Below are 14,652 nucleotides of genomic sequence, written 5' to 3'. Positions count from 1 at the left end.
TTTAACCTAAAGAATTTGCATATTAACATAGAACATCAGGGCTAATAAGAAACCAAGTTTTAAAACCACCCCGTCAAAAATTCTTTGAATTTTTGTCACCCCTCCAAAGGAGGGGAATTCTCAGCGCAATTTACTTAGATTTATTCTCAATTTTGTAAAATTCCAGCATCTTACTTCCATCATCCTACTTTATAAAATCATACAAAGCATTCCAGAATTTATCGTAAACTTCGATGTGTGGAAGGTGACCTACGTTTTCGAGTTCTATTAATTTTGATCCGGCGATTTGTTGTTGCGTTTTTTTACCTAATTCCTGATACTGCCCCATCGTTGGCTGAATTTCTTTGGGAGCACGATCTTTTCCAATAGCTGTTCGGTCTCTTGTTCCAATAATTAGTAAGGTCGGAGTTTTTATATTTTCAAATTCGTACACAACGGGCTGATTGAAAATAATATCACTTGTCAATGCTGCATTCCAGGCAACTTGAGGATAATCTTTATGCAAAGTCCAACCTGCAATGAGATCTAGCCAAGGTTGATATTCTGCTTTCCATTTGTTGTCATAATAGAATTTAAGCTGGTAATTTTTGTACGTTTCTGCTGTGTTTTTCAATTCAGACTGATACGCTTCGTCAATGGTTTGATATTTTGCTAAAGCTTTATAATCTTCTAATCCGATTGGGTTTTCGAGAATTAATTTTTCAACAGTTTCAGGATACATTAAAGTGAATCTTGTCGCAACCATTCCACCCATCGAATGTCCGAGAACAATGATTTTATCAATTTTAAGTTCATCTAAAATTGCTTTAGTATTGCTTGCTAACTGAGCAAAAGAAAACTGGTAGCTTTGAGGTTTCGAAGATTTACCAAAACCAATCTGATCTGGAATAATAACCCTGAAGCCTTTATCTGAAAGATCTTTTGCCGTTTTTTCCCAATACGCTCCGTTAAAATTTTTCCCATGAAGCAGCATAATGGTTTTTCCGTTAGACTTTTTTGGCTTTACATCCATATATGCCATTTTCAGGGTTTGATTTTGTGATTTTAAATCTTTAAAATGAACTTCAAAAGGATATTGATAGTTGGAAAGCATCGCATCTAATGGTTTTATTTGAGAAAACACAGAAACAGACGCTAATGAAAACAACATGACAACTGCAGCATTTTTAAAATATTTCATGAAAAATTGATTTTAGATATAAATTTAAAAAAACCGCTTCAAAAGAAACGGTTTTTGGTATTATTTATAATTTAATTATCATTTTTAAGAGAGTTGCTCTGAAAGAATTTTCTCTTTTTTTGAAGGTAAATTCATTAAAACAATCGCCATTAAAATTAAAATAATTCCAACCCACTGGATAAGAATAACTTTTTCACCCAAAAGAGCAAATGCCATCGTTACAGATACCGGAAGTTCTAATGAAGAAATAATACTCCCCAGTCCTAAACCTGTATTTGGGAAACCTAAATTGAACAAAATCGGAGGAATAATGGTTCCGAATAATGCTAAAATAAACCCGTAAGTCCAGAAAATTGAATAATCAAATGGTCTTATGTGTTCTGTGTTTTCAGTGAAATTTAAATAAAAAGATCTTAAACTTTCAGAATACAACGGTCCAATTTGTGCAAAAAACAGGAATAGCAAAACTATTACAGAGCCACCTGTCAACATGATGATACTTTTTCTGAGTACCGGCAAATGTGTCGCCAAAGTATTGGAAGTAAACATTGTCATTGTAAAAGAAGCCGCTGCCAATAATCCCCAAAAGACACCATGCCAATCTAATTTTACCTCAAGATTAATTAGGTTTGTCGCTAAAACAGTTCCCAACAACACAATGATTGTTGCAACCACTTTTTTAGCATTGGGAAACTTTTTGGTAATAAAACTTTCTACCACTACACTGAACCAAACCGACTGCATCAATAATACAATCGCAATAGAAACAGCAATATATTGTACCGCTATATAATAAAATAAGCTGGTGCAGCCTAAAGATGTACCCGCCAAAACCAGCATTCTGAATTCTCTACGACTTGGTGATGACAATTTCTTTTTTGATGTAATCGTCTGAATAAAATTTAGGATCAAAAGACCTGTGATCCCTAAAGCAAACTGAGCAGTCGTTACCTCAGAAGTTGTAAAACCGTCTTTGTAAGACATTTTTACGAATGTAGCAAGCATTCCGTAAATACTGGCACCAAAACCGACAAACAATACTCCTTTTAAAATATTTTTCTTCTTCATAATTTTTTTCGCAGCCGGCAAAGTTACGACATATTATTTTAAAAATAAGACAACTTCATATTAACAAAAATCACCTCAGAAAATTCTGAGGTGATCGTTTTGGTTATTTTTTTTTGAATTTTATTTCTTTACAATTATTCTTGAACTCATGTCAACGCCGATTCCTTGAATCTTTACAACATATACTCCATTTTCAAAATCTTTTGTAGAAACAGGAATTCTTGAATCCTGTGAAGATCTGTTTTCTGAGACTATTAATTTCCCAGACATATCATAGATCTGCAAATGAAGATTTCCGATGGTAAAATCTTTTAAATAAATAAAGAATTCATCTTTCGCCGGATTAGGATAAATTGATATCAAACTTTTATCTATAGCAATATTTGAATTTCCATCTATACAGTCTTTAGGAATTGAAAAATCTTCTTTTTGATCATTGATGTTCATTTTATTTCCAGCCAAAGCATTCAATCCTAAACCTCTTTTTGCAAAAGTTTTCCAGATCATACATCTGTCTTCCCCTTTGGTAGTCAACATTTCTGCAGAAAGAATTGCATTTCGTCCATCAATAAATGTAGGATTACAAGTTTGTAATTTTAAAGCATCTGTTACAAGCTGTAAAACTCTTGCACTTCCACTGTTTTTATTAGCTAAAACATCAGAAGAATAACCATATTTTGCAGCATATTGCCAATGAAGATCCCAAAGCATTGATGCCCAAATAAATCCTATACTATGCACATCGGGAACGATTTCGCCATCTTCCTCGATCTCCATCCCGTTTGTTTTTCCATACGTATAATTGTTAATAGAAAAATCGGGAGAATATTTTGCAAGTCTTAATCCGGCTCCGGTTGTAGATTGCCCACTTGCATAAGTTCCAATGCTTCTCGGAACACCTGCATTATCACCAGGTTTATTGGTCAACATTAAAGCAAAAAAATCTGACCAACCTTCACCCATCTGTTCTTTACTTGCAGATTTTAAAAGACAAGTATAGCCATTTCCTGTTAACCTGTTTGAAATTCCATGACCGTATTCATGAGTAATAATTCCGTTGTCAAAACTTCCATCGGGAGTAATTGCAGTTGCCGAATCACTTTTTAAAGTAATATTCACCGTTACTGAATTATTAAGTTGTGTTTTAATAAATTCGCCTTCATCATTTGTAATCAGAACAGAAGGTATCGTTATCGTAGCATCAGCTCCGCCCATTGAAGAAGGAAAATTAGTCGCAGCAGGATTATTATAAATAATTGCAGCAATTGCACCTGCATTTTGAGCATTTTTTACTTTTGAAGCAAATGTACAACCTGAAGCTCCTCCTCTTTCAATCAATCCGATTTTTCCGGCTAAAGATCCTGCAGGTAATGCAGAACATCCATTAATTATAGAAGCTAAAACAACATCGCCCGTAACTCCTACCCCATTAAGTTGTGAACCAAACTGAGCAGGATTTGCCTGAGGAACTCTCGGAATTGCTGTTACAGGTGCATTATAAAAAACATATCTATTGACTGTTGACCAAATATACATTTGCATCACAGGTTTGTTTCCGTCGGAAGGTGTTGTAAAATTGGCATTATTTAAAGCGCCTCCATCTTGAGATTCAGCTAAAACATAATCGTTTCCATTACCTCCTTTACCAAAATTGTTCTGCTGAAAATTTCTTGCAGATTCTGTAAATCCGAACTGGTAAAAAATATCGTGTACTTTATTATTAATATAAAATAGATTGGTGATTGCAGCATTTCTATTAAACGCAGGAGTTCCGTTCATAGAAAAAGGGAAATCAAAATTTCTGTTTATACCTCCATCAGGAGAAAATCCGGGCTGGTTTGTATTTGCTGTATCTTCGTAAGCAAAGACGTTGTTTCCTCTTGTTGTTGTATAAGTGGTTGCTCCTGTAGAATGCCATCCTTCCGGTGAAGAAGCCAAAATCCACGGATTTGAAACTATCGATCGGTTTCCAAAAGTTGGCGCTTCAATCGGTAATGGAAAAACATTGTAACTCGCATTATCTGCAAGTTTTAGAAAAGTATTTTGTTGAATATTTGCAGATTCTATGTTACTTGAAACTATAGATTGTCCGGAATATGCATCTGAATGAAAATTACAGGATAAATTCAGGTTGTCTTTTGAAATAATTTCACCTGAATTAGCATCTACTAAAACATTCCAATAATTTGTTGAGTTGGGTTCTTGAAAGGAGAATTCGTAGGCAAGTCTTAAATTATCATTTACCTCAACAAATATCAATCTTTGCTTTGTGAAATTTTTCTGATCTGGTTCGGAAGCTGAATTTTCAAGAATCTGAAAATTTTTTATTTCTGCTTTCCCAAAAGTTGCAGCAATATTTTCAAGTGCTTTTTCTTTTTTGAGCGTTGCTGTTTCTGACGTCGAAACAGTATAGTTTTTCACAAAAGAATCTGAAAAATAAACGATTTTGTCCTCTTTAATGATTGCTGTTCCTACAGCATTATAAACAGGATATCCTTTAAATTTTTGTTGAATTTTTACAATTTCTCCTTTTAAAGATTCGGAAGAGTCTATATTATCAATTTCAAAATCTCTTAAATCTGCTTTTTTAAAATCCTTACTTTGTTTTGAAAGAATATAATTGGATATCAATCTCTTCTGTTGCTGAGAAAACATGAAATATGGAAATAAAATAAAAAGTGTAAGTAAAAATTTTAAATTTCCAGTCTTCATTTTATTAATAAAAATACAATTCATGATTTTAGTTATTAATATTCTATAAAAATAGCAACATTTTATGAAATCCTGTTTAAGATTAAGATAAAAGAAAGAATATTAATCTTAAAAAATCAAAAAGGCCATCTCAAAATGTGAGATGACCTTTAATATAATCAAAATTTAAATATTATTATTTAGTGATAATAACTTTTGAAGTAGTATCAATACCTAAACCTTTTACTTTTACAAGGTAAGTTCCGTTGATCAATTTGCTTGTAGAAATTGCTTTTTTAGATTCCGGTGAAACCTTATTTTCTGTAGAAATCAATTTTCCTGACATATCATAAATCTCAACATCTACTTTTCCTAAAGTATTCTTTGGGAAATTAATGTAAAACTCATTCTTAGCCGGATTTGGATAAATTGAAATTCCTACATTTTTAACAGCACTAGTTTCTGATGTAGAAAGGAAACATTCAGCCGGAACAGTAAAGTCTTGCTCTTGATCATTAATGCTGGTTTTAGTTCCTGCAGAAGCATTTACCCCTAAACCTCTTTTAGCAAAAGTTCTCCAAATCATACATTTATCTGCGCCACCTGTAGTAGCCATTTCTGCCTGTAAAATTGCATTTCTACCATCAACAAATGTAGGGTTGCAAACTTGCAGCTTCAATGCATCGGTTACTAGTTGTAAAACTCTTGCGCTACCATTTGTAGTACCTGAAGTAACATCTGAAGCGTAACCATATTTAGCTACATATTCCCAATTTAAATCCCATAACATTGTTGCCCAAACAAAACCGATAGAGTGAACATCTGGTACAATAGCCTGACCGTTATTATACTCCATACCATTCGTATCTGTATAAGTGTAGTCATTGATTGAAAAATCCGGAGAGTATTTTGCAGGTCTTATTCCGCCTCCCGTGATTCCTTGACCTCCAGCATAAGTTCCTATTCCTCTTGCAACAGAAGCATTATCTCCAGGTTTGTTAGTTAACATCAAAGCAAAAAAGTCTGACCAACCTTCACCCATTTGTTCTTTACTAGCTCCAGAATTCAGACAATTGTAGCCAGTTCCTGTTAATCTGTTTGAAATTCCATGACCGTATTCGTGAGAAACGATTCCATTATCAAAACTTCCGTCATATTTTGTATCTAACCTTAAATCAACATTCACTGTTGTGTTTGCGGCTAATTTTGTTTTGATATATTCACCTTCAGAATTAGTAATCAAGATAGATGGAATTGTGATTGTTGCATCTGTTCCACCCATATTACCTAATGTAGAACCATTCGCAGCATTATTATAAATGATAACTCCTGTAGCTCCTGCATCTTGGGCATTTTTCACTTTTGAAGAGAAAGTACAAGTTGAAAGACCTCCTCTTTCAATTAAACCTATTTTACCTGCTAATTCTCCTGCTGGTAAAGCCGTACATCCGTCTATAACGCTTGCTAACTTTACATCACCTGTAATTCCTACATCATTAAGTCTAGGTCCAAATTGCGCTACTCCGCCCAATACATTACGTGGAATTGCATCTGTTGGTGCATTATAAAACAAAACTTTGTTTGATGCCATCCAAAGATACATCTGCATTATCGGATTGTAATTATCCGGATATGGAGCAAAGTTAGCATTGTTATAACCACCACCATCTTGAGATTGTGCAAAAACTTCATCATCATCAAGACCTCCGTTTCCAAAATTGTTGCTTTGGAAATTTCTTGCAGATTCGGTAAATCCGAATTTATAGAAAATATCATGTACCTTATTGCTTATATAAAACAAGTTGGTAGTTGATGCTGATAGATTATTAATTGCCTTTGCATTAGCATCATAAGGAAAATCAAAATTCCTTGTAGCTCCTCCATCCGGAGAAGTTCCAAAAGTATTTTCGTTAGCATCTTTGTCATCGTATGCATATACATTATTTCCTCTTGTGATTGTATAATGTGTAACTCCATTAGAATGCCATCCCTCTGGCGAAGAAGCAAGAATCCACGGGTTTGTTACTATACTTCTTGACCCAAAAGTAGGTGCTTCAAGAGGCAAAGCAAAAACATTATATGATGCATTATCTGCAGATAATAATAAGCTGTTATTATTAACAGGATAATATTCTTTATTTTGAGGCAAAGCTACAACATGTGAATCGTGAGAATAGGCACCATCATGGAAATTACAAGAAAGATTCATATTCATTTTACTGATTACCGCTCCTGAATTAGCATCAATTACGTAATTCCAATGGTTAGAAGTTTTTGGTTCGTGAACTAAAAATTCATAAGCCAATTTTAAATTTCCATTTTCATCAGAAGCATAAACCAATCTTTGTTTTGCAGCAATATGCTTATTTTCTCCTTGTTGAAAGAAATCTAAAAGCGGAAGATCTGATATTTCATCTTTACCAAGATCAACAGCTATTTTACTAAGTGCCGCTTTTTTGTTTAAAGAAGCATTCGCAGGGACAGAACTTGTATAATCTTTAATAAAATTATCATTAAAGTAAGTAACTTTATGATCCTTTATCAAAGCTGTGGCTACTGTACCATAAACAGGAAGCCCATTATAAGTCTGCTGAATTTTCACTATATCACCATTCAATGATTTTGAAGAATCAACATTATCAATAACAAATTGATTAAGATCTGATTTTTTATATTCTCTTAGTTTATTTTGAGAAATATAAGTTTTAATCAACGCTTCATTTGACTGGGCAAATGACACTGAAGGTATTACTGCGAAAACTGCAATAACAAGAGGTAGAATTACTTTTTTCATTTACTTAATTAAAGATGCAAATGTATAATTAATTCTCAATAAAAAATACCATTAATTAAAATATTCATTAATTCATAAATGGAAAATTAAATCAATATATAAATAATTAATTATCAACATTTTAAAATAAAATATATTTCAGGGCTAAAACATAACTTATTGATTTACAAAACCACACACTTAACACTCAACGGTATTTTCAACAATTTTTAAAGTTTTGATTTGCAATTTCCTTATGCTAAAAGTACTTTTTAAATCAATTAAAACTTAATTCCACATTATATGATTAATATAATTTCATGTAAGCTTCATTAAAATTTCAATAATTAATTTTTATTCAATAAAATTCAATTATAATTGATTTAATTTAAGGTTTGCTCAAAAACAAAAAAAACCACTCTTTCGAGTGGTTCTTATATTAAAAAATGATTGTCGGATTATTTACCTCCTTCCATTTTCTTTTTCAATTCTGCTAAAGCATCAATGTCTCCAAGAGTTGATCTTTCTTCGTTATTTGAAGAAGAAGCAACATTTCTAGAAGAAGATTCTTTCACATTCTTTTTCTCTTCGTCTCTGAAGATACCTGTGTGAGAAACTACTACTCTCTTAAATTCTTTGTTGAATTCGATTACTTTAAACTGAGCATCTTCCCCTTTCTTGATTTTAGATCCGTCTTCCTTCTCTAATAATCTTGATGGGCAGAAAGCTTCAACTTCAGCATCTTCGAATTGTACAGAAGCACCTTTATCGTGTACTTCTACAGCTTTACCAGCGTGTACAGTTCCTTCAGCATATTTAGTTTCAAATTTATCCCAAGGGTTTTCTTGTAATTGTTTGTGACCTAGAGATAATCTTCTAGCTTGGATGTCTAATTCTAGAACTACAACATCTAATTTATCACCAACTGCACAGAACTCAGATGGATGCTTGATTTTCTTAGTCCAAGAAAGATCAGAGATATAGATTAATCCATCAATACCTTCTTCCAATTCTACGAATACACCGAAGTTTGTAAAGTTTCTTACAGTTCCAACGTGTTGAGAACCTACTGGATACTTAGCTTCGATATTTTCCCATGGATCTTTAGATAATTGTTTCATACCTAAAGAGATTTTTCTGTCTTCTCTATCAAGAGTAAGTACTTCAGCTTCCACTTCGTCACCTACTTTTACGAAATCTCCTGCGCTTCTCAAGTGAGTAGACCAAGACATTTCAGAAACGTGAATTAATCCTTCTACACCTGGAGCGATTTCTACGAATGCACCATAGTCAGCAAGAACTACTACTTTTCCTTTTACTTTATCACCAACTTTCATATCAGCAGAAAGAGCATCCCAAGGATGAGCTTCTAATTGCTTCATACCTAATTGGATTCTTGTTTTCTCATCATCAAAATCAAGGATAACAACTTTCACAGTCTGTCCGTCTTCTAGGATTTCAGATGGGTGGTTCACTCTAGACCAAGAAAGGTCTGTAATGTGGATCAATCCATCAACACCTCCTAAGTCGATGAATACACCATAAGAAGTAATATTCTTAACAGTACCTTCAAGAACCTGACCTTTTTCAAGCTGAGCGATGATTTCTTTTTTCTGACCTTCGATATCTGCTTCGATCAATGCTTTGTGAGATACAACTACGTTTTTGAACTCAGGGTTGATTTTCACAACTTTGAACTCCATAGTTTTACCTACGAACTGATCGTAATCTTTGATTGGCTTAACATCAATTTGAGAACCTGGTAAGAATGCTTCGATTCCGTGTACGTCAACGATCATACCTCCTTTAGTTCTAGACTTAACAAAACCGTTAACGATTTCTCCAGTTTCGTGAAGCTCATTTACTCTATCCCAAGCTTTAAGCGTTCTAGCTTTTCTGTGAGATAATTGTAACTGACCTGTTTTGTCTTCTCTTCTGTCAACCATTACTTCTACTACATCACCTACGCTTAAGCTTGGGTTGTAACGGAATTCGTTAAGAGAAATAACACCTTCAGATTTGAAGTCGATGTCTACGATAGCTTCTTTGTCAGTTAATCTTACAACTTTACCTGTGATAACATCGTTATCGTTTAAGCTGCTAAGAGATCCATTATAGATTTCTTCAAGATCACTTTTTTCTTTTCTCGCATCTGCATCAAGACCAGATTCAAAAGAATCCCAATCAAATTGTTCTGGTGCTACGTTTTGGTTTAATAAAACCTCTGCTGAATTTGTCTCTTTTGACATTTTCTAATAAAATTTGTATTCCTTCTTTTTTAATGGTCTGAATAAATGTGGTTTTAAAAAATACGGAAGTAATTAATTTATAATAATTTACCTTTTCAGACCTATCCACAAAAAGTGACTGCAAAATTACGAATTTTATTTCACACTACAACAACATTTTCATTCAAAAACAAAACGATAAAGTATAAAAAATCAATCACTTAAAAAAACTCTTCCAAATTTTAGAATTCCATACAGGATTCTGTGTAAGAATCTGCTGAATCTTAAAATTTGGAAGAGTTTTTTTTAAAATATTTTGAAACGATTAATCAACCGTTTTACTGGAATCTCCAAGAAGAAAATTAAGTTCCTGCATTTCTTTCTCGGTAAGATCGCGCCATTTTCCGAGTGGAAGGTCCAGTTTGATGTTCATGATTCTTATACGCTTCAGCTTTTTTACTTCGTACCCTAAAAACTCGCACATTCTTCTGATTTGGCGATTGAGTCCCTGTGTTAAAACAATACGAAAAGTCATATCATCAATTTTTTCCACTTCGCATTTCTTAGTTACCGTATCTAAAATTGGAACTCCATTACGCATTTTTTCCAAAAATTTTGGATTGATAGGTTTATCAACTCTTACCAAATACTCTTTTTCGTTACTGTTTTTAGAACGCAATATTTTGTTAACAATATCACCGTCGCTTGTCAGCAAGATCAAACCTTCACTCGGTTTATCTAATCTTCCGATTGGGAAAATTCTCTGCGGATGATTGATGTATTCGATGATATTGTCTTTTTCACGTTTTGTATCGGTAGTACAAACAATTCCTACGGGTTTGTTGAAAGCAATATAAATAGGTTTTTCCTGAGATTCACGGATGGGCTTTCCGTCAACTTCTACAACATCTTCATCTGAAACTTTCGTTCCTAATTCAGGAATTTGTCCGTTTATTTTTATTCTTCCCTCTTCCAAAAGCTTATCTGCTGCTCTTCTTGAGCAGTAACCAACCTCTGAAAGATATTTATTGATACGCGTTTTTTCCATTATTCTATTCCTTCTACTGTGTAATTTTTGTTACTGAAAATCGTGATTCCGTAACTTAGTCCTATAAAAAAAGGATTATTATTTCCCACTTTATGACCTTCAAAAAAAAGCCCACCTTCCTGACTTAATCTTTTTGAATACGAAACCTGAATACCAAGTCTGGCTCCCCAAAATTCTGAGTCTGAAACAGCAGAATTGTTTATCTGTTTGCCATAATTAAGATCAATATAAAAAGGCTGATCTCCAGGATTAAAAATAATTTTGGGCTGAATCATCCAATAAACCAAATGGTAATTATCTTCTATAAAACTATATTTCAAACCTGTTCCTAATGCAAAATTAGGAAGAAAATTATAACCTCCAATTGCGGTAATACCATAACTGATCTTTCGTTTTGCTTCTGGCTGAATATATTGAGTATTATTGGGTAATTGCTTTTCTTTTTTTAAGTTTAAACCTACATTTAGAGAAGGATTAAAATAAAAACCCATTTTAGGTTTCTTTGAATCGTCAATTTGCGAAAATACTGCCGTTGAAAACAGTAAAGCTGAGATCAATAATAAATTTTTAATCATAAATTCTCAAATCTATATTCGTTTTCTAAAAAATCGCTGGTTCCGTCTTCAATTTTGTAATCGCCGATTTTTGTTCTTCTCAATTGGGTAAGATAAGCTCCAACTCCCAATTCCTGACCAATATCGTGCGCTAAACTTCTGATATAAGTTCCTTTCGAACAACCAACTGTAAAACTGATTAGTGGAAAGTTGATTTCAATATCTTTAATATAATGAATGGTTGTTTTTCTGGATTTCATCTCAACCTCTTCTCCTGCTCTTGCCAAGTTATAGGCTCTTTCTCCATCAATCTTAATGGCTGAAAAAACAGGCGGTTTTTGCTCAATTTCACCTAGAAATTTGTCTAAAGCATTTTTTACATCCTCTTCCGTCACCTTTGAAATGTCCTGATGAAGGATCTCTGGTTTTTCGGTATCGTATGATTCGGTTTGTACACCTATTTTTACTTCAGTCCAGTATTCTTTTGGAGCATCCTGTATTTCAGGGATTTTTTTTGTGAATTTTCCTGTACAGACAATCAATAATCCTGTCGCACGCGGATCTAAAGTTCCGGCATGACCGATTTTGAATTTTTTCGGAAGATCAAATTCTCTTTTGAGTTTATATTTCATTTTATTGACTGCCTGAAAAGAAGTCCAATCCAGAGGTTTGTCTAATAAAAATATGTGTCCTGACTGTAATTCTTCGGCTGTCATTTTGAGTTGGAGAGTTTTAGGGTTGGAGGTTTTTTGAGTTGATTGGTTAATCAGTTTTTTAGTTTGATAGTTATAATATTGTCTAAATACTATGTTTCAACAATGAATCTTTTGCAGCCCGGCTTGAACGGAGCTCTTTTTGCCGCAGCGAAGCGGAGGCAAAAAAGCGGGAGTGGAAGACGGAAATAGCTGCCCCAATAATATAAGTTATAAATAATGAATAATAAGTAATTGATTATTTGAAAAAATAAAAATAAATCAACAAAGCGACTCCTACAAAAATACGATACCATCCCCAAGGTTTGAAACCATATTTGTTTAAAACTCCGATAAATGCTTTGATTGCGATAAGTGCTGTAATAAATGCAACAATATTTCCAACAATAAAAATGGTGATATGATCCTGAGATTGTAAAATCATTTCGTAACCTTTCATGGGATTTGCTGTTGTTTTACCCCAGGTTTTTACAAAAACAGAGTAAACCGTCACCGCCAACATCGTAGGAACAGCCAAAAAGAAAGAGAATTCTGCCGCTGCTTTTCGCGATAAACCTTGTGTCATCCCTCCAATAATGGAAGCTGCACTTCTACTTGTTCCGGGCATCATTGCAAGACACTGCCAAAAACCAATGGTCACCGCTTTTTTTATTGAAATATCTTTCTCGTCATTAATAACCGGATTTTTAAACCATTTATCTGCAAACAATAAAACGATCCCACCTAAAACTAAAACAGAGGATATGGCAATCTGATTTCCCAAAACAGCCTCGATCATATCATCAAAAATATATCCTAAAACCAAAGCCGGAATCACCGCAAAAGCTAGTTTGTAATAAAACTTAAGATTTTTAAAGTCGAAAAACTTTTTCCAATACGCTACAACTACCGATAAAATAGCCCCAAACTGTATGGAAACCTGAAACATTTTTAGAAATTCTGTTTCTTCTAAGCCCATCAGATTGGCGGTAAAGCCCATGTGAGCGGTTGATGAAATAGGTAAATATTCTGTAAGTCCTTCTATTATGGCAATGATTATTGCTTTGATTAAATCCATTTTTGTTTAATTCAAAAGATATTAAAAGTTTAAAAACAGCAAAAGATTCAAATTAATATTCAAATCTTTTCTGCCTTACTTTTTATTTGTAAAAAAATTTTATTTCCTTTTTAAAATTGCGTAGACTTCAATCACAAAACCAGTCACCACAAGAAGTGGCGCAATTCTGATTCTTCTGATTGAAAAAATGTCATCATTCCAGACATTAGGATCTAGTTTTCCGTCAACTGTATTTGCATCTGGCCCCATCATCAGAAGAAAACCAACTACGATACATGCAAGACCAATCAGCATCCATTTAAAATTCTGCTTACCGAAGTAAAAAGTATTTTCGTTGGAAACCTCTGTTTCGTTACCAAAATCTGATGCCGAAAATTTATTTGTTTTTTTGCTCATTTTTAAGAATAATATAAATCGTCAACATTAGATCTTAAGAATCTCCATGTTGCAATAATTGTACTTAATACGGTGATGAATAAACCTACACCAAATATAGAAACTACCAACCAAATATACTGATTCGTATCTTGTACGAAAGGTGTTTTGATTGCTGTTGTAAAATAATACCAAACTCCGAAAAGTGCCAAAAGACCGATAACTGCACCAAGAAGTCCTAAAATAAGCGCCTCTTTGATGAATGGCGTCAAAATAAATCTTCGTTTTGCACCTACCAACTGCATGGTTTTGATAATAAATCTTTTTGAAAAAACTTTCAGACGAATTGAATTGTTAATCAATACAATTGCTAAAACCAAGAACAATAAACAGAATCCTAAAATCCATTTTAAAATTTTATTCAGGTTGTCATATATTTTCTGAGAATCGGTATCGTTTTTTACATCTTTTATTCCAGGAACAGCTTTCAGTTCTTTCAATACATTTGCTGTTTTAATAGAATCTGTATAGCCGGCTTTAAGTGAGACTTCCACAGAGGCAGGATAAATATCTTCTTCAAAAAGTGCTTCCGTATCTATTCCCAAACTTTTTTTGGCTTCAGCTGTAGCCATTTTTTTGGTAATATACTTGGTACGTTTTACCGCTTCCATTTTATTGATTAATTCAACAGCAACGGCTTCTTGCTTTGCAATTTTAGCTGAATCTTTGATGTCGTAATTTTCATCAAAATAAGCGTTTACTACAAGCTGCTCTTTTAAATAGTCGGAATATTTTTGAGCATTGATTAAAATAAGCCCCATTAATCCCAACAAAAACAGCACTAATGCGATACTTACTACGACAGTAATATTGCTGGATCGAAGCCTTTTCTTATTAAACTCATCTACAGATTTAGCCATTAATATTAAAATTTTTGGCTAAAATAGAAAAAATCTTCCGAAATT

Annotated in this window: 11 protein-coding genes; all 11 read right to left on the bottom strand. The window is 33.4% G+C overall.

Features of this window, described 5'->3' with window-relative positions:
* Positions 1 to 184: 184 nt before the first annotated feature.
* Positions 185 to 1,180, bottom strand: a complete 996-nt coding sequence (locus OEW74_RS05040; protein WP_265427464.1) for an alpha/beta fold hydrolase — start codon at positions 1,178 to 1,180, stop codon at positions 185 to 187.
* 84 nt (positions 1,181 to 1,264) lie between these two features.
* Positions 1,265 to 2,248: an EamA family transporter gene (locus OEW74_RS05035; protein WP_265427463.1), complete on the bottom strand. Its 984-nt coding sequence runs from the start codon at positions 2,246 to 2,248 to the stop codon at positions 1,265 to 1,267.
* Between the two features lie 120 nt (positions 2,249 to 2,368).
* Entirely contained in the window at positions 2,369 to 4,960 is a 2,592-nt protein-coding gene (locus OEW74_RS05030; protein ID WP_265427462.1) for a T9SS-dependent M36 family metallopeptidase, read from the bottom strand.
* Between the two features lie 175 nt (positions 4,961 to 5,135).
* Complete coding sequence (locus OEW74_RS05025) at positions 5,136 to 7,733, bottom strand: T9SS-dependent M36 family metallopeptidase (RefSeq protein WP_265427461.1); 2,598 nt, start codon at positions 7,731 to 7,733, stop codon at positions 5,136 to 5,138.
* A gap of 437 nt (positions 7,734 to 8,170) precedes the next feature.
* A complete protein-coding gene (rpsA, locus tag OEW74_RS05020; RefSeq protein ID WP_265427460.1) occupies positions 8,171 to 9,961 on the bottom strand; it encodes a 30S ribosomal protein S1 in 1,791 nt (596 codons plus the stop codon).
* Positions 9,962 to 10,265: 304 nt separating this feature from the next.
* Positions 10,266 to 10,988 carry a 23S rRNA pseudouridine(2604) synthase RluF gene (gene rluF / locus OEW74_RS05015; protein ID WP_265427459.1) on the bottom strand — a complete coding sequence of 241 codons (723 nt, stop codon included), beginning with the start codon at positions 10,986 to 10,988 and terminating at the stop codon, positions 10,266 to 10,268.
* A complete protein-coding gene (locus tag OEW74_RS05010) occupies positions 10,988 to 11,563 on the bottom strand; it encodes a hypothetical protein (RefSeq protein WP_265427458.1) in 576 nt (191 codons plus the stop codon). Before OEW74_RS05010 ends, rluF begins: the two co-directional genes overlap by 1 nt.
* Complete coding sequence (gene truB / locus OEW74_RS05005; protein ID WP_265427457.1) at positions 11,560 to 12,258, bottom strand: tRNA pseudouridine(55) synthase TruB; 699 nt, start codon at positions 12,256 to 12,258, stop codon at positions 11,560 to 11,562. The genes OEW74_RS05010 and truB overlap by 4 nt, the downstream gene beginning before the upstream one ends.
* A gap of 235 nt (positions 12,259 to 12,493) precedes the next feature.
* Positions 12,494 to 13,312, bottom strand: a complete 819-nt coding sequence (locus tag OEW74_RS05000) for an undecaprenyl-diphosphate phosphatase (RefSeq protein ID WP_265427456.1) — start codon at positions 13,310 to 13,312, stop codon at positions 12,494 to 12,496.
* 99 nt (positions 13,313 to 13,411) lie between these two features.
* Positions 13,412 to 13,708 (bottom strand): DUF3098 domain-containing protein, encoded by a 297-nt coding sequence (locus tag OEW74_RS04995; RefSeq protein ID WP_265427455.1) that lies wholly within the window; start codon positions 13,706 to 13,708, stop codon positions 13,412 to 13,414.
* A gap of 2 nt (positions 13,709 to 13,710) precedes the next feature.
* On the bottom strand, positions 13,711 to 14,607 hold the full coding sequence (locus OEW74_RS04990) for a cell division protein FtsX (protein WP_265427454.1): 897 nt from the start codon (positions 14,605 to 14,607) through the stop codon (positions 13,711 to 13,713).
* Positions 14,608 to 14,652: the final 45 nt, after the last annotated feature.

Origin of the sequence: Chryseobacterium sp. YIM B08800, assembly GCF_026163565.1 — a bacterium.
Taxonomy (GTDB): Bacteria; Bacteroidota; Bacteroidia; order Flavobacteriales; family Weeksellaceae; genus Chryseobacterium.
The sequence above is the reverse complement of the archived record's forward strand: the minus strand, read 5'-3'. Positions and strand labels throughout refer to the sequence as shown.

What these genes read in the sequence shown, in the direction of transcription:
- OEW74_RS05025 (WP_265427461.1), bottom strand. Translation starts at nt 7,733, where the DNA reads ATGAAAAAAGTAATTCTACCTCTTGTTATTGCAGTTTTCGCAGTAATA.
- rpsA (WP_265427460.1), bottom strand. Translation starts at nt 9,961, where the DNA reads ATGTCAAAAGAGACAAATTCAGCAGAGGTTTTATTAAACCAAAACGTA.
- OEW74_RS05030 (WP_265427462.1), bottom strand. Translation starts at nt 4,960, where the DNA reads ATGAAGACTGGAAATTTAAAATTTTTACTTACACTTTTTATTTTATTT.
- rluF (WP_265427459.1), bottom strand. Translation starts at nt 10,988, where the DNA reads ATGGAAAAAACGCGTATCAATAAATATCTTTCAGAGGTTGGTTACTGC.
- OEW74_RS05010 (WP_265427458.1), bottom strand. Translation starts at nt 11,563, where the DNA reads ATGATTAAAAATTTATTATTGATCTCAGCTTTACTGTTTTCAACGGCA.
- OEW74_RS05000 (WP_265427456.1), bottom strand. Translation starts at nt 13,312, where the DNA reads ATGGATTTAATCAAAGCAATAATCATTGCCATAATAGAAGGACTTACA.
- OEW74_RS04990 (WP_265427454.1), bottom strand. Translation starts at nt 14,607, where the DNA reads ATGGCTAAATCTGTAGATGAGTTTAATAAGAAAAGGCTTCGATCCAGC.
- truB (WP_265427457.1), bottom strand. Translation starts at nt 12,258, where the DNA reads ATGACAGCCGAAGAATTACAGTCAGGACACATATTTTTATTAGACAAA.
- OEW74_RS05040 (WP_265427464.1), bottom strand. Translation starts at nt 1,180, where the DNA reads ATGAAATATTTTAAAAATGCTGCAGTTGTCATGTTGTTTTCATTAGCG.
- OEW74_RS05035 (WP_265427463.1), bottom strand. Translation starts at nt 2,248, where the DNA reads ATGAAGAAGAAAAATATTTTAAAAGGAGTATTGTTTGTCGGTTTTGGT.
- OEW74_RS04995 (WP_265427455.1), bottom strand. Translation starts at nt 13,708, where the DNA reads ATGAGCAAAAAAACAAATAAATTTTCGGCATCAGATTTTGGTAACGAA.